The sequence below is a fragment of the Parafrankia elaeagni genome, assembly GCF_000374165.1.
In the GTDB taxonomy this organism is placed as follows: domain Bacteria; phylum Actinomycetota; class Actinomycetes; order Frankiales; family Frankiaceae; genus Parafrankia; species Parafrankia elaeagni.
In genome coordinates this window covers 344,207-361,455 of sequence record NZ_KB893670.1, presented here as the reverse complement: position 1 = coordinate 361,455, position 17,249 = coordinate 344,207, and the positions used below count along the sequence as shown (strand labels likewise).

The following is a 17,249-nucleotide window of genomic DNA, read 5'->3' as shown; positions in this document are numbered from 1 at the left end:
ACCATTATTTGTCAGAAAGCAAAAACGACCCTAGCGAGGTTCTTGGGCAAGAGCAAAGTGGTTACGATGTTCGTCGTGGACGACGGTGAGCAGTTGGTGGGCATCGGGGACATCGCGTTCCAACTCAAGATCACGCGACAGGCCGTGGACTACTGGACCCGCAAGGACTCCAAGTTTCCCGAGCCTCTGCAGGTCATCAACGCTCCGGCCGGCAGCGGAGCCAAAGGGACCAGAGTTTGGCGCAAGCGTGAGGTTGACGCGTGGATCGTGGAGCACTATCGCCGACGCAAACAGTAGGGCGCCCTCCCGGGGTGGGGGTGCTGCAGCTCCGATCGGCCGAGTCGGCCCGGGTTCCCCGGGCGACCCGGATGTGCTGCAGGCGTGGGCTTCCGGGCGCTCCGCCGAGCGGAACGTGAAACGGGCAATGCGCCCGATAGCCGGTCGTCAGGTGCTGGCCTGCGCGGGGTTTCGGTCGGCTTCAAGCGGAGGAAACCGTTCCGATCCCGTAGGTTGACGGTATTCGGATCCTGCTGTGCGCTGGATGCGTTAGCGTGCTCCGAGGGTGCCGCGGGTAGGCGTAGTGGTCCGGCCAGGGCCGACCCCATGCCGGCCGGCGGGCGTGCCACTCCCTTCCCTCCATGCAATTGCATGGAGAAGTGCAACGGGGAGATTCATTGAGCCAATCGTCTCCTGTGTCCGCGCTGGTCCGCACCGCGGAATGACGAGTCGGTGCGTTCGGAAGGCGTGTTCGACAGGCAGTGTTCGGAGGTGTCGGAGCAGCATGTTCGGAGGTGCCGGAGCAGCGTCAGTGCCGGGTCCGCGGAGTGCGGAGCGCCGGAAGAAGGATGGCGGCAGGCGCTGGTTGTCGTGACCGGGCGGCGGGGGATGAGGCCGGCGACGAGACGGTCTGGCGGGGCTTCGCCCGCGCCCCGGGCGGCGGGCCCCTGGAACCCCGGGCCTCCGGGCACGGCACAGCCCCCGGCCGTGGAACGGTGTGGCCGGGGGCTGGATGGTGACGTGCCGGGAGTCTGAGCGCCCGGTCAGGCCGCCGCGGTGCTGGAGGCCGCGCTCGTCGACGAGCTGCTGTCAGACGACGCCGTCGAACTCGACGTGCCGCCGGACGTGCTGCTCTCGGCGGACGCGGAGCTCTTGCTGGACGAGTCGCCGTCGGACGAGCTCGTCGACGACTCCTTGGGCCGGGCCGGGACTCCCGAGGAGGATCCCGAACGGCTGTCGGTCTTGTAGAAACCGCTGCCCTTGAAGACGAGGCCTACGGAGCTGAACACCTTCCGAAGCTGGCCCGTGCAAGCAGGACACTCGGTCAGCGCCGCGTCACTGAAGCTCTGCACGGCCTCAAGATCATGCCCGCAGGCTGTGCAGCGGTACTGGTAGGTCGGCACGGACTCCTCCCGAAGTTGGCACTCGGCGGTAGGGACTGCCAACTCTAACGCCTGAGAGCGCCTGATGGCTTCCGGAATGCCGGCTCGGGAGTCACAGCGAGGCCGGGCGGACGGTTCTGGACTGCGTGACAATGATCGTCACACGCCTGTCATGGGCCTCCGCGGGCACGTCGCCGAGGACCTCCCGGTCGTGGAGCAGAGCGATCACCGGAGTGGCGGGGGCCGTCCTGGTCAGGGCGCGGTCGTACGAGCCGCCCCCGCGGCCCAGACGGTTCCCGGCCTCGTCCGCGGCGAGGGCGGGAACGATGATCACCTCCGCCTCCCCGAGCTCCACATGGGTGGCGCTCGGCGGTGGTTCGCGGGTGCCCATGGCGCCGGGCACCAGGGTGCCCCCGAACTCGCGGAAGTCCAGATCGAGGTCTGCCCGCACGACCGGCAACAGGACCCGTACGCCTCGGGCCCGCAGCCGGGCCAGCAGCTCGGTCGTGTCCGGTTCGTCGGTCATGCCGACATAGGCCGCCACGCAGGTGGCCCGGGCCACCTCGGGCAGTGCCAGTACCCGCTCGGTCAGGACCGCCGGATCCGGCAGGACGCCTGCCCGGCGCAGCGCGAGCAGCCGCCTGCGCAGCGCGATCTTGGGCCGTGGCCGTTCCTCCGCCGCTCCGGCGGCGGACGTCTCCGGGGATGACGCCTCCGGGGAGGACGCCGTGATGAAGGCCGCTCCCGCGGAGGAAGCCCCGGCGGAGGACCTTCCCGCGGCGGAGCCGCCGGCAGATGACGCGGCGAGAGGCGGCGTGCCGAGGTGCCCCGTACCCAGGACGGGGCCGTCGAGGGAGGCCGCGCCGGTGGCGGAGCCCGGCGCGTTCTGCTCCGAGCCGGACCGGCCCACCACGTCACTGCCGGTGACGGTACCTCCGGTCAAAGCCATCCCCACCCTCCGCGCGGGCATCGGTCGCCCGAGGCCGGCCGGCCCCGTCACCCGAGCCCTTGGGTGCCCCGCTTCCGCGCGTGTCCGGGCGGCGGATGATGATCCGCCCGGGCGCCATCGGCGTGACATCTCCACTGGCGAAGGCCTCACGGTACCGTGATCGACCCGCACGTGGGGGCCTGCTCGACGCTGACCCGCCGGCCCGGCCCGGCGGTGTCGGCGGGCGTCCGGCGAGCGTGACGTACCGAGCGCGGACGGGTGACCATGGTGCCGGATGTTGTCGGCGAGAACCCTCGGGTCGAGCACGCAGAGTGGTGGACGGACCCCTCGATGGTGGGGGGTGGATCCGCTGGCGGACTCCCAGCGCCGACTGCCCTCACCCCGCGCCGCGCTGACGCGATGGCAGGAGAGGTGTCGAGGCGGGCACACGGGACAGGCCTCGGGACGGGCCTTGGCCCGGTCGCCGCGCGGTTTGTTGGGCACGCCCAGTGCCCCGGTGCCGTGGTGCTCCGACACCCCTTGGCGGACTAAGGTTTCGCCCATGCTGGTGACGAAGGCGGTCATTCCCGCCGCGGGTCTGGGAACCCGGTTCCTGCCCGCGACGAAGTCGGTTCCCAAAGAGATGCTACCTGTCGTCGACAGACCGGCGATCGAATACGTCGTCGAGGAGGCGTCACGGGCTGGTCTCCGGGACGTCCTGTTGGTCACGAGCCGTTCGAAGAAGGCCATCGAGGACCACTTCGACCGAGAGGCCGAAGTGGAGGCGGCACTCGAGCGCAAAGGGGACAAAACCCGCCTTCAGCGGGTCCGTGCGTCCACGGAGCTGGCAGAGGTCCACTCCGTGCGCCAGCCGTCACCGCGGGGGCTGGGCCATGCCGTGCTCTGCGCTGCCGCGCACGTGGGCGCCGAGGCGTTCGCGGTCCTGCTCGGCGACGACCTCATCGACGAACGTGACCCGTTGCTGGTCGAGATGCTGGCGGTGCAGGCGCGGCACGGCGGCGCGGTGGTGGCACTGATGGAGGTGCCCGAAGAGGCTGTCTCCATGTACGGCGTGGCCACGATCGCCGCGGGCACCGTCGGGGCGGACCCGACGAGCACCGCCGGCTCGGGCAGCACCGCCGGCTCGGGCAGCACCGCCGGCCTGGGCAGCACCGCCGGTACGACCGGCCTCGTGGACCCGACCGGCCTGGCGGACCTGGCCGCGGGCGGCCCCGCATCTCCGCTGCACCTGGCGGAGCCGCACCTTGCGGAACCGCGTGGTCCCGCGGACCCGGTGGACCCGGCGGGCCGGTCGTCCGCCCGCTACCGGACGGTTCGCATCACCGACCTGGTCGAGAAGCCGCCGGTGCACGAGGCGCCGAGCAATCTGGCCGTCATCGGGCGCTACGTGCTGCCGCCGGAGATCTTCGACGTCCTTCGGTCGACGCCGCCTGGCAGGGGCGACGAGATCCAGCTCACCGACGCCCTGCGGATGTTGGCGGAGCAGGCCGGCGACGACCCGGACGCGGCCGTGCCCGTGCACGGCGTCGTGTTCACCGGCCGCCGCTACGACACCGGGGACCGGCTCGACTACCTGAAGGCGATCGTCCGGCTGGCCAGTGAGCGCCAGGACCTGGGACCCGACTTCTACCCGTGGCTTGAGGAGTACGTGGCCGCCGGCGGCCCCAAGGCCGAGGCCTGAGACGTCCCGGATTCGAGGCCTGACGATGTCCCGCCCGCCCGCGGGCCCACCTGCCGCCCGCGGGCCGCGGCAGCGAGCCGCGGCAGCGGGCCGGGCAGGGCCGGGCCGGGCAGGGCTCACACCGGCTTCCGCGCGGGCGGTGTCAGGGGGCCGAGGAGGTGTTGACGGGCCGTGACCAGCGGGTGTTGACAAGACGTGACCACGCACTTCCGAATATGCGATCGGGACTGCGTTCCGGTGGACCCTTGCTGGAGAGCATTTCCGCGGGCGGGCAGACTGGTCGGGCATCTTCGTGCGCAATTGTGTGGGGCCCTGGAAGCGCGTCTGCCCGGCGTCTGACCAGGGCCGGGAAATGTCCCTTGGGTGAACGGCTGGCGGAGCCCGTCTCAGCAGCCGTCATGTCCTGCTGTCCCGCTCACCGCTGACGCGAAGGACGACCGGCCAGAACAGAAGTGCAAAGAACGGACGGTACATATGAAAACGGTAGACCAGCACGCTTCGGACATTCTGGACGCAATCGTACCAATGGCCCCGCGCCGGACCGTGCTCCGGGAGGCACACGGATGCGTGCTGGCTGCCGACGTCCGGGCAACAGTCGCCGTGCCCGGGTTCGACAACTCGGCGATGGACGGCTATGCGGCACGCGCAGCCGAGGTGGCGGCCGCGAGCGAGGCCGTTCCGGTGACGATGACCGTCTCCGACGAGATCATGGCCGGACCGGTGCGGCCGGGACCGCTCCTCGCCGGCACCGTCGCGCGGATCATGACCGGGGCCCCGCTCCCGGCCGGCGCCGACACGATCGTCCAGCTCGAGTGGACCGACGGCGGCACCGGGACCGTGCGGATCCACCAGGCCCCCCGGCGTGGGCTGCACGTCCGCCGCGCCGGCGAGGACATCGCCCCCGGCAACCTCGTCCTCGCCGCCGGCACGGTGCTGGGCGCCGCGCAGATCGGCCTGCTGGCCGCGGTGAACGTCGCCCGGCCAGCCGTCCACCCCCGCCCCCGGGTGGCCGTCCTGTCCACGGGGAGCGAGCTCGTCGAGGTCGGCACCCCGCTCGGCCCCGGGCAGATCGTCGACTCGAACAGCCACGCGATCGCTGCCGCCGCGCACGAGGCGGGGGCGATCGTCCGCCGGGTCGACGGCGTCTCCGACGACCCCGACGAGTTCGCCGCCGCGTTCGAGGTGCTGCTGAAGAGCACGGACGTCGTCGTCACGACCGGCGGGATCAGCGTCGGTGACCGGGATGTCGTCAAGCAGGTACTGAGCAGGTACGCGGACATGCGGTTCGAGCGTGTCGCGATGCAGCCCGGCAAACCACAGGGATTCGGGGTCATGAACGGCGTGCCCGTGTTCACGCTGCCCGGGAACCCGGTGAGCGCCCTGGTGTCCTTCGAACTTTTCGTCCGCCCCGCACTGCGGCGGATGCGTGGGCTTGTACCCCGTGTCACCCCCCTGGCCGCCCAGGTGCCGTGGAAGGCCACCGGCAAAGCGGAAACCGGCCTCGTGGGGGATACACACCCCGGCGCGGTCACCGTGACGGTGGGTGAAGCGATGCGCTCCCCGTCGGGAAAGCGTACCTTTCCCCGGGTCCGCCTCGAGCGCGACGACTCCGGCCAACTGGTCGCGACGTCCGCTGGCGGGCAGGGCGCTCACCAGCTGTCGGGCCTGGCGTCGGCCCACGCGTTGCTCGTCGTACCCGAGGAGGTCACCGAGGTGTCCGCAGGCACCAGGCTGCCCGCGCTGCTGCTGCCCGACCCCGAATGGGCCGGGCCCGGCACCGGCGCCCAGGAGAGCGACGGCTTCCACCCGGGCGGGGCACGCCCCGGTGAGGGCCTCGGGTGACCGACCAGACGCGGCTCACCCATGTCGACGAGCGAGGCGCCGCCCGGATGGTGGATGTCTCCGCCAAGGACGTGACGACACGCACGGCCACCGCCGCTGGCCGGCTGCTGACCACGCCGGCCGTCATCGAACTGCTGCGCGGGGAGGGGGTCCCCAAGGGAGACGCGCTGGCCGTCGCCCGCATCGCCGGGATCATGGGGGCCAAGCGCACTCCGGACCTCGTCCCGCTCTGCCACCCGATCGCGGTCTCCGGGGTGAAGGTCGAGCTGACCGTGCTGGACGACGGTGTGGACATCACCGCCACCGTGCGCACCACGGACCGGACCGGGGTGGAGATGGAGGCCCTCACCGCCGTCGCCGTCGCCGGCCTCACGCTGCACGACATGATCAAGGCCGTCGACCCGGAGGCCGAGCTCACCGGCGTGCGGGTCGTCGCCAAGACCGGCGGGAAGACGGGGGACTGGCACCGCGGCGGCGGGGCCCGGTGACCGGCCCGCCGCCGCCGGACGGCGCCCGGGCACTGGTGGTCACCGTCTCCGACCGGGCCCACCGCGGCGTCTATCCGGACCGCTCCGGGCCGCTGCTCGTCGAGGCGCTGGCCGCGCTCGGTTTCGCCGTGCCCGCCGCGGTCATCGTCCCGGACGAGCAGGCCGAGATCACCTCGGTGATCCGCGCCGCCGCGGACGCCGGCACCGACCTGGTGGTCACCACGGGAGGCACCGGGCTGGGGCCGCGGGACGTCACACCGGAGGCCACCCGCGGGCTGCTCGAACGCGAACTGCCCGGCCTGGCCGAGGCGCTGCGCGCCGCCGGGCGGGACAAGGTGCCGACCGCGGTCCTCTCCCGTGGCCTGGCCGGCACCGTCGGGGCCACGCTCGTCGTGAACCTGCCCGGCTCGACCGGCGGTGTCCGGGACGGGATCGGCGTGCTCACCCCGGTCGTCGCGCACGCGGTCGCCCAGCTGCGCGGCGACACCGACCACGCCGCTCCGAGCCACTCCGGCGCCGGGCACCTCCCCCCTTCCGGGCCGGCTTCCGCGGCGGGGAACGGTGCCGGGTGAGTGCTCCCGGCTGGCCGGCGGTTCTGCGTCACGACGATGTCGTCGTCCGTCCCATGCGGCTGCGCGACGCCGGAGCCTGGGTCGAGGTCCGCACCCGAAACGCGGACTGGCTCGCGCCCTGGGAGGCCACCCGGCCCGGGTCACCGCCCATCCGAGCGACCTGGAACGAGCGCCAGACCGTCGGCGTCTACACGCGGATGATGCACCGGCTGCGGGCGCAGTCCCGGGCCGGCTCGGCGCTGGGTTTCGTCATCGCCCTCGACGGCCGACTGGTGGGGCAGCTCACCGTCTCCACGATCGTGCGCGGCGCCTTCAACAGCGGCCACGTCGGTTACTGGATTGACGGAGCACGCGCCGGGCAGGGCATCGCCCCGACCGCGCTGGCCCTCGTCACCGACCACTGTTTCGGACCGGTGGGCCTGCACCGGCTGGAGGCGAACGTGCGGCCGGAGAACGCGGCGAGCCGCCGGATGCTGGTGAAGCTCGGCTTCCGCGAGGAGGGTCTGCACCGCAGATATCTCGCGATCGACGGTGAGTACCGCGACCATATCTGCTACGCGCTGACGACCGAGGACGTCCCCGACGGATTGCTGGCGCGCTGGAGTCTCGCCCGTTCAGCCTCCCCCTGAAGCTCCCGAGACCCGGGAAGCGCCACGCGGGCGGGGCCTGCGTCCGACCGGCGGGTGCCGATGGTCCCGCCGTGACCAGTCCTCGGACCGCGCTCCGTACTGTCCCGGCAGCCGCCGGGGCTTCTCCCGGACACCCTCCGGCCCCACTTCCCTCCAACAACGCCCCGGCTTCGGTAAGCCTCCGCGGGCTCCAGGGCTGACGAGAACGCCCCGGCGACGTGGCTGCCCGGTGTTGGGTGTTCGTGGTGGGGGTCGTGCGGGCGGGGTGGTGATATCACCCGGCCCGGATCGGTGCCCCCTCGCATTGACAGTAGTCAGCCGGCCGGCGAACCTCGCCGACGAGTGCGACACGCGGGGTTCCGGTCGGTGACCGCGCGCATTCCGCTCACTAGCGTCGAGCACGAAATCGTAAACGACGGCATCGAGAAGAGGCATCGGAGATGGTCCGCTCGCTCGCGCATCCCGCGCCCGGCGCGTCTGGTCCGCGCCTGGTTCGCGGCGGGCGGGCGGGGACCAGATTCCCCCTTGCCTGCCACCCGGCGAGTCGCCCCGCCGGCACCGGTACCGATGTGCGTCGCCCGCAGGACGTCCGATCGCCAGATGGCACCCTGGCGGCGTTGCGGAGAGTGACTAAGTGAGTGCGATCATCTGGCTTGCGATCGTCGCTGTCTGGGGCTTCGTCCTCATCCCGATGTGGCTACGTCACCATGACTCCGCGGCGGAACAGCGGTCCGCGGACCGCTTCTCCGCCGCCATGCGGGTGCTCTCCCGGCGCGGTTCCCAGCGCGGCGGGATGAGCCCGCTGACCCGGGCCCCGTCGGAGGGCCCGGCGACGGGGCCACAGGAGGCTACAGGGATGGCGCATTCGCGCTCCGGTGAACGACCGGACGGCGGGCTGGACGGCGCCGCCAGCCAGCCGGAATCCCGCGGTCTCGCGGATTCCGGGATCTCGGCCGCCGACGGGCAGGCCGGGTCCGCCGTGAGCCCCCCGCCCGCTGCGCAGGGGGCGGCCCAGCCGCACGCCGCGGTGCCGGCCGAGGAGCTCGACGAGACGGGCGCCTACGAGGAGCCAGGGGAGTCCCCTCGCCTGTTCGGGCCGAGGCCCGGAGCCCTCCGCAACGTCTCCGCCGAGCGGGCGGTCCGCGCGGTGCAGGCCGAGCACACGGGGCTCGTCCGGCTGCGTCGGCAGCGGCTGCTCATGCTCCTCGTCGCACTGCCGGTCAGCGCCATCCTCGCCGCCACCCTCGGCGGCATGTGGATCGTCGTGCAGATCATCATGGACGTCGCGACAGCCGGCTATGTGCTGCACCTGCGCCGGTCCGCCCAGGCCCACCGCCGGCTGGTGCGCTCCAGGGTGGCGCTGGACCGCCGCATCGCCGCCGACCGGGCCGCCCGGGCCCGCGGGGGCATCCGCGGCTGGTCCGGCGGCGCCGGCACCGGCCATGGCGCGGCCCGCCCCGGCGCGGGCGGTCCGAACCGCGGTTCCGAGTACACGCCGGTGCGGCTCTCCGCCGACGGCACGGACGAGCGCCTCACCGCGGAGGATCTTGCCCACGCGCGCGCCGAGACCGTCGACCTCGGTGGCCTCGCCGACAGCTCCCGGGCGGCCACGGCATCCTCCTACGGAGCCGGCTCGGCGGACGGCTCGGCGGAGGAGGACGCGGACGACGACAGAGCCCCCCACCATGACCACCACCACCACCACCACGACGCCGCCGCCGCGGACGGCGGCTACGCCGTCGGCACCCAGCACGACGGGGACACGGGCTACGAGGAGGACACGGACTACGACGAGTCCGGCCACGCAGCCGTCGCCGGCTACCTGGAGGCCGACTACGTGGAGGCCGACTACGTGGAGGCTGGCTACGTGGAGGCCGCTGGTGACGGCTCGGGGGCGGCCGCCGTCCCCCAACCGGAGGCGGGCGACCCCTACACCGGCGAGACGGTGCTGCGTACCGCCTACGCGGAGTACGGCGAGCACCCCGGACACGGCGACCACATGGGCCGGGTCGAATACGTCGAGTACGTCCGGGCGGACCCTGTCGAGTACACCGCCGAAGCCGACCTCGTCGCGGACCACGCAGCGCAGGCCGGCTACGTCGAGCAGGCCGGGCAGGCCGCCTACGCAGAGCAGGCCGCCTACGCAGAGCAGGCCGGCTACGCGGTGCAGGACCACGCCGGGTACGCAGGGCAGGCTGGCGACGTCGAGCAGGCTGCGTACTACGAGTACGCCGCCGGCGCGCAGAGTGGGGCGGAGCGCGTCGGGACCGGGCATGGGACCGTCCCCGCCGCCACCGGCGGGAGCACCTACCGCCCCGGCGGTGCGGCCCGCCCCGTGCCGCGGCCCGGCGCCCGCCCGAACACCTCGCGCCCAGGGCGCGTCCAGGTTCATCCGCCCGGCACGCACGGCGGCCTGATCCAGCCCGCTGCCGCCGAAGCCACCGCCATGCCCGCGGCCGAGACCGGGAAGCCAGCGGCACAGGCGCCGGCCCAGGAGCAGGCCCCGGACGAGCTGGAGACACTGCTGCGCCGCCACGCGGTCGGCAGCTGACGGACGGTCGCGTCCAGCCCCGCCGCCGGGTGCCAGTCGCACGCCGATCACCTGTCCGGCCCGCCATCGTCCGCGTCAACCGCCCGTCCGGACCACCCGTGGGCCCGCGTCACTGACCCACCTGACTCACCCCGTCCGGCTGTACCCGGCCGCATGACTCTCATCACAGTCAGATCGGTCAGCGGACCCGGGCCGGGGCGCACCAGGTGGGGGCAACGACGGTGATCACGCAGGATGTGGGGCGGCCGGCGCCCGGCGCCCGCCGGCCGTGTCCGCGTGCATAATGGCCGGGTGACACTCCGCTCGCAGTCCGCTTCCTCCGCCGGCTTCCGGCGTCTGGAGCCGACGGCTGCCTGCCCGCGGTGTTGTCCCTGCCCTCGCGCCCGTTGACGCCGCGTTCCGCCTAGATCGGCCGCCCGGCGTCGCCCGGACGGATTTCGTCGGTCGGGCCAGGGCGTGAGGGGCCTCCGGATCACGTGCCGCCCAGCGGACCAGCGCCCAGGCTGAAGCCAGCCGGGCCGCGTCGGCCACAGCCGGACACGTGATCACGTGCCGTCCCGGAGCTGCGCGGTGCCGAGCACCGCTCGCCGTGAGCTCCGCCCGTATCTCCGTGCGTTCGGTCCTTGGCGCGTCAGTGCGTCCCGATGTCGTGCCGTCGGGGCCCGCCCGCGCCCGGCGCGCCCGCCCCGTCCTCGTCCAGGCCCGCTTCGGCGGCCGGCCGGGGCAGTGGCGGCGCCGGGCCGGAGCGGCCCGCGGCAGGAGGAGAGACCCCGCCTTGACGTTCGAATCATGGCTCGCCCGGCTCCGAGACCGGGGATTCGTCACGTGCCCGGCGAGCAGCGGCATCCCCGTCGACATGAGAGCCGTCGCCCACGACGGCACCGGCCTGCACTTCCGCTGCCGCGGTGTGCGCGTCCGCCTCCACGTCTACCGGCCGGGGCGGGCCGCCTGGCAGACCCCGCTGCGGGACGAGAACTGGTCCCCCGAAGAGTCGCTGGAGCTGTGGGAGAACCGCCCGCTGCGGGACCGTGAGATCCCTGCCGGCGGCCGCCTGGTCTTCGTCGCGGCCGGCGCCGATCCCGAGCCCGACACCGAGATCGTGCTGGACGGGGCCGAGACCCGCGGCTGGCGAAACCACGAAGCCGGGCTGCTCCCCGCGGCGGAGGCAGCCGCCATCTTCGACGCCATGCTCGTGGCCGCCGGCCTGGCCATGACTGCCGGTGAGGCGCCGCGCCCGCCCAGACCCCGCCAACCCCACACCCGGCCCGTGGCGCTTCGCCCGCCCGGCTCCGACCTGCTCCAGCCGGTCGACCTGGCGACGCCCTCGCCTGACGTCACGATCCACCCGCTGCGGACGTACGCCGCTCTCGCCACAGCCGCCGCCGGAACGGCACGGCAGACGTCGCGAGGCAGCACCGGGGCCGCAGCTCGCCCGTGACCGACAGGATCGTCCGCAACGCCCCGGGGGCGGTCGCCCGTCTGCCGCAGGCGTCCTGTAAGCTTCAGTTGCTTCCAGGGGGTGTAGCTCAGCCTGGTAGAGCGCCTCCCTCGCACGGAGGAGGCCAGGGGTTCGAGTCCCCTCACCTCCACGAGCCGGCCCGTCGTGCTCGCCGATCTTCGATCGGCTTCGCGGCGGGCCGCAATGTTTTCCGGGGGGCCGAGCCCCCCGAGCCCCCACGTGCGTGATCGCTTTTTGGGCCGGTGGTCTCCGGGCGGTGCCGGGGCGCTGCTACCGATGCGGCTCATCCTCGATATGAGTCACGCGAGAGGTTCTGCCTGGCCGCCGGAGAGGCCGGACCTGAGCCGTTCGGCCGTGGCTGTCTCTGGCGGTGATAATGGCGATGTGACCGTCGATCTTCGCGACAGCCGGATCGCTGAGGTGTGCCGGCGCTACGGCGTCGCCGAACTGTCTGTCTTCGGCTCGGTGGCTCGCGGCGACGACACCGACTCCTCGGATGTCGACCTGCTGTATGTGCTGGCACCTGACTCGACGCTTGGCTTCGAGATCGTCGACCTTCGAGACGATCTCGAAAAGATCGTCGGTCGTCACGTCGACCTGGTGGCCAAGTCCCGGTTGAAGTGGGTCATCCGTGACCGGGTGCTCGCGGAAGCGCGGGTCCTCTATGCGGCGTGATGAGCTCTACCTCGTCGACATGATCGAAGCCGCGGTCGCCGCGACGGCGTTCGTCCAAAATGTCGACGAGGCCGCCTTTCTGGAGAGCGATCTGATCCAGAGTGCCGTCCTCCAGAAACTCCTGGTGATCGGCGAGGCGGCCGGGCGAGTCTCCGCCGAGATCCGCGGCCGCTGGCCGGACGTGCCGTGGCGCTCTGTCACAGGATTCCGCAACATCGCCGTTCACGCATACTTCGAGGTTGACTGGTCAATTGTGTGGCGAATTGCCACGGCCGCGCTACGGGAAATCCACGAGAAGCTGCTGGCGCTCCTCAAGGCGGAGTTCCCGCTCATCGCCAGCCAACTCGACGAACCACACTGACCGCGAGCCTGCCTTCGCGTTCCACCTCCGAACACAGCTGGTGGCGGACCGGAGACGGGGACGTCCCCATGCCTCGGCTGGTCCGTGGATGTGACTGTCGTCAGACGGGCTGAGGCGCTCGGAACCGCCAGGTGTGCGGAACACGCGGATGTTTTTCGGGGGCTGAGCCCCGAGCCCCCGGGCGGGCGGCGTGGAGCTGGCCCAAGGTGGTCAGGTAGTCTCGGGCGGGCTTTCGGGATCTCGCGCGCGCGATCCGTCGGCGGGGCGGTGGGATCATGGTGTCGTCTGGTTCATGACGGGACACCGTGGGGAGATTCTGGAGTCGTGTCCGGTTCGGCCCCCGGGTGCGGCTGTTCATCCCGCCGGGCTTCGACACCACGCAGATCGACGTCGCTCTGGAGAGGCTGCCGGCCCTGTTCGACGGTTTCCCGGTGGCCCATCCCGACGGCGACCGAAACGGCGGCCGGCCACATCACCAGGTGGAAGTGACCACTGCTGCTGGCCCCGACCCAGATTCTGGCCAGCCTCACGCATGCTCATCGGCTGTCAATGCGGTGTGCCGCGCGATGCCTGCTGCTGCTCGGAAGTGCGATCCGATGCCGACGGCGAGCGGCAGGACGGTCAGGACGGGGATGATCCCTGTGGTGGCTCCGAACTCCTGAGCTTTCTCTACGACTGGCTGATTGCCGACGACGACTCCGCACCGGCCGTCTGGGGGCACGTTCGGCGGAAGATCGCACAATGGGGGTGCCTCATGTGTTGCCCGGAGTCCACTTCATCGACATGCGCGGATCCTCGATCCGCACGGCTTCGAACCCGAGGCGGGTATAGAGGGCCTGTGCGGGATTGTTGACGAAGACGCTGAGCCGGACCGGAACGCCGCGCCGCTGAGCAGCCCGAAGGATGCCCCGTAACAGATGGGTGCCAATGCCGCGACCTTGTGCCTCGGGGAGCAGCGCGATCTCCTCGACGAAGTCGTACTCACTCTGGTGGATGACACACACGTAGCCGATGGGCCGCCCGCTCTCCTCGACCACGGCAAATGGCAGGTCGGCGAACTCCCTGTCAGCGGTTATGCGCTGTTCCGCATCGTCCCATCCCGACGTCTGTTCGACGTATGCCCGCAGGGCGGCTCGCCTCACGCCGAAGAGGAACTCTCGATCGCTGCTCAGAGCGGGCCGAACCCGAAGGTCATGGGAGCGGGTCATGGTGTGAGGCTACGAGTTCGATCACTTCGCCATCAGTCGGGCTAGCAACAGGCCGAAGGACGCCGCGACCTGGCGGTCCGGCGGGCTTTCGGCTTGACGCGGTGCCGGTGCCCTCGTTCGAGGTCGTGGTGGCAACGCGCCGTCTGGTGAAGTCTCGGGCGCCAGCCGCAAGACGGCCAGTATTGGAGCGACCCTGCCGTGCCTCGGATCGCCCGCCGTTTCAAAGCCGGCGAACGCGCCATCAGCGCCTCATGGCAGTAGTGCGACCGGCTTCGCGAGGCGGACGACGGAGAAGTGCCGCCGGTCGAGGGTTGCGATGGCGTCGGCGCCGAGCCGTTCGGTGATCGCGAGAACGGAGGCGTCGACGGCGCCGAGTGGGAAGTCGCTGTACTTTTCGACCAGTTCGACCATCCGGGCGAGATCCTGGCGAGCCAGCGGGATCAGGCTGATCTGTCCGGTGCTGACGGAGCGCAGGAATGCGGCTTCGGCGCGGGTGCCTTTCTCCCGTTCGAGCATGAAACAGACTTCGGTCAGGACGGGATAGGGAACGAGTAGCGGCCGGGGCGTGCGCCGCATGAGAGCGACGCTGCGGGCGTGGTGCTCGTCGTCGGTGTCGGCGGCGGCGAGCAGCGGCCCGGTGTCCCAGACAATCACTCGGGGTCGCGCCCCAGTTCCGCGCGCAGGATCTCAGCCGAATGGGCGGCGAGATCGCCCTTGCCGCTGGCCAATGTACCGACGAAATCCGGTAGTGGCCACTCGCCGCCGCCGCTCTCGACGGGCGCGCTCTCGCGCACAAGAGCCAGGATCGGCGCCACGTGCGACTCGGGCAGGCGGTCGATCAGACTGTGCAGCTCGTCCCGCAGAGTACTCACCCCTTGAGGGTACGACCGACGCATGGCCAGCCACCGAGATCCGCCGGGACGCGAGCTGAACGGCGGATCGCAGCCCCGCGCGGCCGCCACGGTCGCGGGGTGGGTCACGCCGATGACGGTGAGTTCGGCTGGGGCTTGCCGCCGGGGATGCGGCGCCAGGGCAGGACGAGGGTGATTCGCCCTTGACGGGACGACGGGACGAGCTCGGCGCCACCAACGGGACCGCAGTGTCCGGACCCGCCAGACCTGCGGAACGCGTGTTCGATTCTGGCGATGATGTCGCGAGTCGGGTGCTCACTCGGCATCGCCCCTGGTCGGGAGCCTCGTAGAGACCGGGCGAATGGTGATTTCAGGGCCCTGAACCAAGAGCGGGCGGTTCTTATCGTGGTGCGTTGGGTCCACGAGCTGGCCCGTCGTGCTCGCTGACTGTTTGTCAGCTTCGCGGCGGGCCGCGATGTTTTTCGGGGGCCGCGCCCCCGGACCCCGCGGGCGCGATCGTTTTGCGGTGTCCTCCATGCCGACCAGGACATCCTCCGCGGGCGCATCCTGGGCGAGCATGCCGACACCACGCACCTCACGTCCGCCCAGGCCGCCCGGCGGATCGCAGCGGCCGTCAGGGGATGGGATGAGGAGCAGGTCGTCGACCATGTCGAGACAGCGAAGGGTGACAGGCCTCCTGGTCGGTTCCCTGGTCTGGTGCCGGGGAACACCTGTGGCGGTAGTGCAGACGACGGGCGTTCGCCGTGCGGCCAGGGCAGGGCCGGGATCTTGATCCAGTTGACATGTCATGCGGCCGGAGGGCGTCAGGCGACGGCGGATGGAGGTCGGTGAGCGACGGCTCGATCTCGGACTCGCACGGCGGTACCGCGGCTCATGGCTGCTCGCGGCGCCGGAAACAGGGTTCGGCCCGTCTCACCTCGGGCAGTGGGGCGTGGGCGTGGCCTGAATATGAAGAGGCTGTTCGCGGCGTGCGGCGAGGCAGGCCGGGTGCTGGCTGCCAGGGACTGGTCCTCCACCACCCTGAATCCGCCTCGGGACTGGAGCCCGAGTCTGCGGACGGCGGTCTGCATCTGCCTGGAGTCCCGGTTCCCGATGATTGTCATGTGGGGATCGGAACTCGCCTATCTTTACAACGACCCGTGTATACCTCACCTCGGTGACAAGCATCCGGCTGCAATGGGCATGCCGCTGCGGCTGGTCTGGCCGGAGGTCTGGGAAGAGCTGCGCCCCCTGTCCGCCCGGGTGATGTCCGGCGGTGGCGCGACGTGGTCGACGAACAAGCTCCTCCTGGTCCGCCGGCACGGCTACCTGGAGGAGGCGTACTTCACCTTTTCGTTCAGTCCCTTGAGAGAAATGTCCGACGGTGGGCGTATACGGGGAGTCCTGTCGACCTATCAGGAGACGACTCAGGAGGTTGTTCGTTCCAGACGTCTCGCCTGTCAGCGGGAACTCACCGCCGCCCTGACGCGGCTGCGGACGCAGCGGTCCGTGTGCATCCGCGCGCCCTCGGTGCTGGGAAACCATCCGGAGGACATTCCGTACAGCATTGTGCTGCTCTGGGGCAGATACCCGTCGTTGTCGACACCGCAGTTGGTCACGACATCAGGACTGGGCGGGCGGCAGGCTACCCGGCGCGCTCTCGCCGCGTTCGACAGGAGTGGCCTCCTGTCCGAGGTGGTCAATGAGACGCCGCTGGCGGGCGGTCGAGTTGTCTCCGGGCTTCGGGGATGGGAGTCCGTCCTGTTGGCCGACGGTTCTCCCGCGCCGGCGACCGCGGTGGTGGTGGCGTTGAGGAACCGTACGAGTGCCGCGCCTGTCGGCATCCTCGTTGTCGGGGCCAGTGAACTCCTTGCCCTGGATCAGGACTACCGGGATTTTGTCGAAACGATTGCCGGTCAGATCTCGTTTGGTCTGATGCTGACGCGCGCGCGCGAGGCCGAGCGCACCCGTGCGGCCTCCGCGCGGCGCAGTTCTCTGCGCGATGCTCTCACCGGGCTGCCGAACCGGATCTCGTTCCTGCGGAATCTTGGGAAGGCGCTTCTCCGATCCCAGCGGGGAAACGGTCGGGTGGCCGTCCTGTTCATCGATCTTGATGGCTTCAAGGCGGTGAACGACACCCTGGGCCACCGCGCGGGTGACAATCTTCTCTGTGAGGTCGCGAGCCGCCTGCGGCGAACCGTCCGGCCGGCCGATGTCGTGGCACGGTTTGCCGGTGACGAGTTCGCGGTGCTCTGCGAGGAGATCGAGACGATGGGTGCGGTCGAGACGATTGCCAGCCAGGTGGTCGAGGTGCTCACGCTGGCCGGGTCCGGTGACAGGCCCACGATTGCCGCCAGTGTCGGGGTCGCTCTGTCCGGCCCGGGACTCCTCGACCCCGAGGAGCTGCTCAACGCCTCCGATATCGCGATGTATGCCGCCAAGCGGCAGGGGCGGGGGCGCTATCTCCTGTATGAGGAGTCCATGAGGAGCTGATGAGGTGCTGTGCGGTGAAGGGGTTCGTGCCGGACCACCTGCCCCCGCCGGACCACCTGCCCCCGAGGTCTGGCCTCCCAGGATGGGGTGGAGACGAACGCGGCCCGGCCC

The 17,249-nt window shown here is 71.2% G+C and carries 16 protein-coding genes and 1 tRNA gene; 12 read left to right on the top strand and 5 right to left on the bottom strand.

Going from position 1 to position 17,249, the window contains the following annotated elements; all coding sequences use genetic code 11:
• The first annotated feature begins 66 nt into the window (after positions 1–66).
• Positions 67–297, top strand: a complete 231-nt coding sequence (locus B207_RS0101550; RefSeq protein WP_195905215.1) for a hypothetical protein — start codon at positions 67–69, stop codon at positions 295–297.
• A gap of 743 nt (positions 298–1,040) precedes the next feature.
• On the opposite strand, the gene B207_RS42705 is transcribed toward B207_RS0101550, so the two are convergent.
• Both B207_RS42705 and B207_RS0101540 read right to left on the bottom strand, forming a co-directional pair.
• Positions 1,041–1,400: an FmdB family zinc ribbon protein gene (locus tag B207_RS42705; RefSeq protein WP_084691951.1), complete on the bottom strand. Its 360-nt coding sequence runs from the start codon at positions 1,398–1,400 to the stop codon at positions 1,041–1,043.
• A gap of 91 nt (positions 1,401–1,491) precedes the next feature.
• Positions 1,492–2,322, bottom strand: coding sequence for a 5-formyltetrahydrofolate cyclo-ligase (locus B207_RS0101540; RefSeq protein ID WP_230204775.1), 831 nt, complete (start codon positions 2,320–2,322; stop codon positions 1,492–1,494).
• Between the two features lie 547 nt (positions 2,323–2,869).
• On the opposite strand from B207_RS0101540, the gene B207_RS40970 reads away from it, so the two are divergent.
• From B207_RS40970 to B207_RS0101490, 10 genes are all read left to right on the top strand, one after another.
• Positions 2,870–4,009 carry a UTP--glucose-1-phosphate uridylyltransferase gene (locus B207_RS40970; RefSeq protein ID WP_018634742.1) on the top strand — a complete coding sequence of 380 codons (1,140 nt, stop codon included), beginning with the start codon at positions 2,870–2,872 and terminating at the stop codon, positions 4,007–4,009.
• A 474-nt stretch (positions 4,010–4,483) separates the two neighbouring features.
• A complete protein-coding gene (locus B207_RS0101530) occupies positions 4,484–5,851 on the top strand; it encodes a molybdopterin molybdotransferase MoeA (protein WP_035739614.1) in 1,368 nt (455 codons plus the stop codon).
• Positions 5,848–6,339: a cyclic pyranopterin monophosphate synthase MoaC gene (gene moaC / locus B207_RS0101525; RefSeq protein ID WP_018634740.1), complete on the top strand. Its 492-nt coding sequence runs from the start codon at positions 5,848–5,850 to the stop codon at positions 6,337–6,339. The genes B207_RS0101530 and moaC overlap by 4 nt, the downstream gene beginning before the upstream one ends.
• Positions 6,336–6,911, top strand: coding sequence for a MogA/MoaB family molybdenum cofactor biosynthesis protein (locus B207_RS0101520; RefSeq protein WP_018634739.1), 576 nt, complete (start codon positions 6,336–6,338; stop codon positions 6,909–6,911). Before moaC ends, B207_RS0101520 begins: the two co-directional genes overlap by 4 nt.
• The gene (locus B207_RS0101515; RefSeq protein WP_018634738.1) at positions 6,908–7,540 is read left to right on the top strand and encodes a GNAT family N-acetyltransferase; all 633 of its coding nucleotides are present in this window, start codon (positions 6,908–6,910) and stop codon (positions 7,538–7,540) included. Before B207_RS0101520 ends, B207_RS0101515 begins: the two co-directional genes overlap by 4 nt.
• 634 nt (positions 7,541–8,174) lie before the next feature.
• Positions 8,175–10,091 (top strand): gephyrin-like molybdotransferase receptor GlpR, encoded by a 1,917-nt coding sequence (locus B207_RS0101510; RefSeq protein WP_026310550.1) that lies wholly within the window; start codon positions 8,175–8,177, stop codon positions 10,089–10,091.
• Between the two features lie 775 nt (positions 10,092–10,866).
• A complete protein-coding gene (locus tag B207_RS0101505) occupies positions 10,867–11,529 on the top strand; it encodes a hypothetical protein (protein WP_018634737.1) in 663 nt (220 codons plus the stop codon).
• A 77-nt stretch (positions 11,530–11,606) separates the two neighbouring features.
• Positions 11,607–11,680, top strand: a tRNA-Ala gene (locus B207_RS0101500).
• A gap of 146 nt (positions 11,681–11,826) precedes the next feature.
• On the top strand, positions 11,827–12,225 hold the full coding sequence (locus tag B207_RS0101495; protein ID WP_230204774.1) for a nucleotidyltransferase family protein: 399 nt from the start codon (positions 11,827–11,829) through the stop codon (positions 12,223–12,225).
• The gene (locus tag B207_RS0101490) at positions 12,215–12,586 is read left to right on the top strand and encodes a HepT-like ribonuclease domain-containing protein (RefSeq protein WP_018634735.1); all 372 of its coding nucleotides are present in this window, start codon (positions 12,215–12,217) and stop codon (positions 12,584–12,586) included. Before B207_RS0101495 ends, B207_RS0101490 begins: the two co-directional genes overlap by 11 nt.
• Positions 12,587–13,338: 752 nt before the next feature.
• On the opposite strand, the gene B207_RS0101480 is transcribed toward B207_RS0101490, so the two are convergent.
• The 3 genes from B207_RS0101480 to B207_RS0101470 form a co-directional block, all read right to left on the bottom strand.
• Positions 13,339–13,794, bottom strand: coding sequence for a GNAT family N-acetyltransferase (locus tag B207_RS0101480; protein WP_018634733.1), 456 nt, complete (start codon positions 13,792–13,794; stop codon positions 13,339–13,341).
• 249 nt (positions 13,795–14,043) lie between these two features.
• The gene (locus B207_RS0101475; RefSeq protein WP_018634732.1) at positions 14,044–14,448 is read right to left on the bottom strand and encodes a type II toxin-antitoxin system VapC family toxin; all 405 of its coding nucleotides are present in this window, start codon (positions 14,446–14,448) and stop codon (positions 14,044–14,046) included.
• On the bottom strand, positions 14,445–14,666 hold the full coding sequence (locus B207_RS0101470) for a hypothetical protein (protein WP_018634731.1): 222 nt from the start codon (positions 14,664–14,666) through the stop codon (positions 14,445–14,447). Before B207_RS0101470 ends, B207_RS0101475 begins: the two co-directional genes overlap by 4 nt.
• Before the next feature lie 948 nt (positions 14,667–15,614).
• On the opposite strand from B207_RS0101470, the gene B207_RS0101455 reads away from it, so the two are divergent.
• The gene (locus tag B207_RS0101455) at positions 15,615–17,138 is read left to right on the top strand and encodes a GGDEF domain-containing protein (protein WP_018634729.1); all 1,524 of its coding nucleotides are present in this window, start codon (positions 15,615–15,617) and stop codon (positions 17,136–17,138) included.
• Positions 17,139–17,249: the final 111 nt, after the last annotated feature.

Bases quoted from the DNA above. Each gene is read 5' to 3' on its own strand.
- B207_RS0101550 (WP_195905215.1), top strand. From the start codon at position 67: ATGTTCGTCGTGGACGACGGTGAGCAGTTGGTGGGCATCGGGGACATC.
- B207_RS40970 (WP_018634742.1), top strand. From the start codon at position 2,870: ATGCTGGTGACGAAGGCGGTCATTCCCGCCGCGGGTCTGGGAACCCGG.
- B207_RS0101530 (WP_035739614.1), top strand. From the start codon at position 4,484: ATGAAAACGGTAGACCAGCACGCTTCGGACATTCTGGACGCAATCGTA.
- B207_RS0101495 (WP_230204774.1), top strand. From the start codon at position 11,827: ATGCGGCTCATCCTCGATATGAGTCACGCGAGAGGTTCTGCCTGGCCG.
- B207_RS0101490 (WP_018634735.1), top strand. From the start codon at position 12,215: ATGCGGCGTGATGAGCTCTACCTCGTCGACATGATCGAAGCCGCGGTC.
- B207_RS0101480 (WP_018634733.1), bottom strand. From the start codon at position 13,794: ATGACCCGCTCCCATGACCTTCGGGTTCGGCCCGCTCTGAGCAGCGAT.
- B207_RS0101455 (WP_018634729.1), top strand. From the start codon at position 15,615: ATGAAGAGGCTGTTCGCGGCGTGCGGCGAGGCAGGCCGGGTGCTGGCT.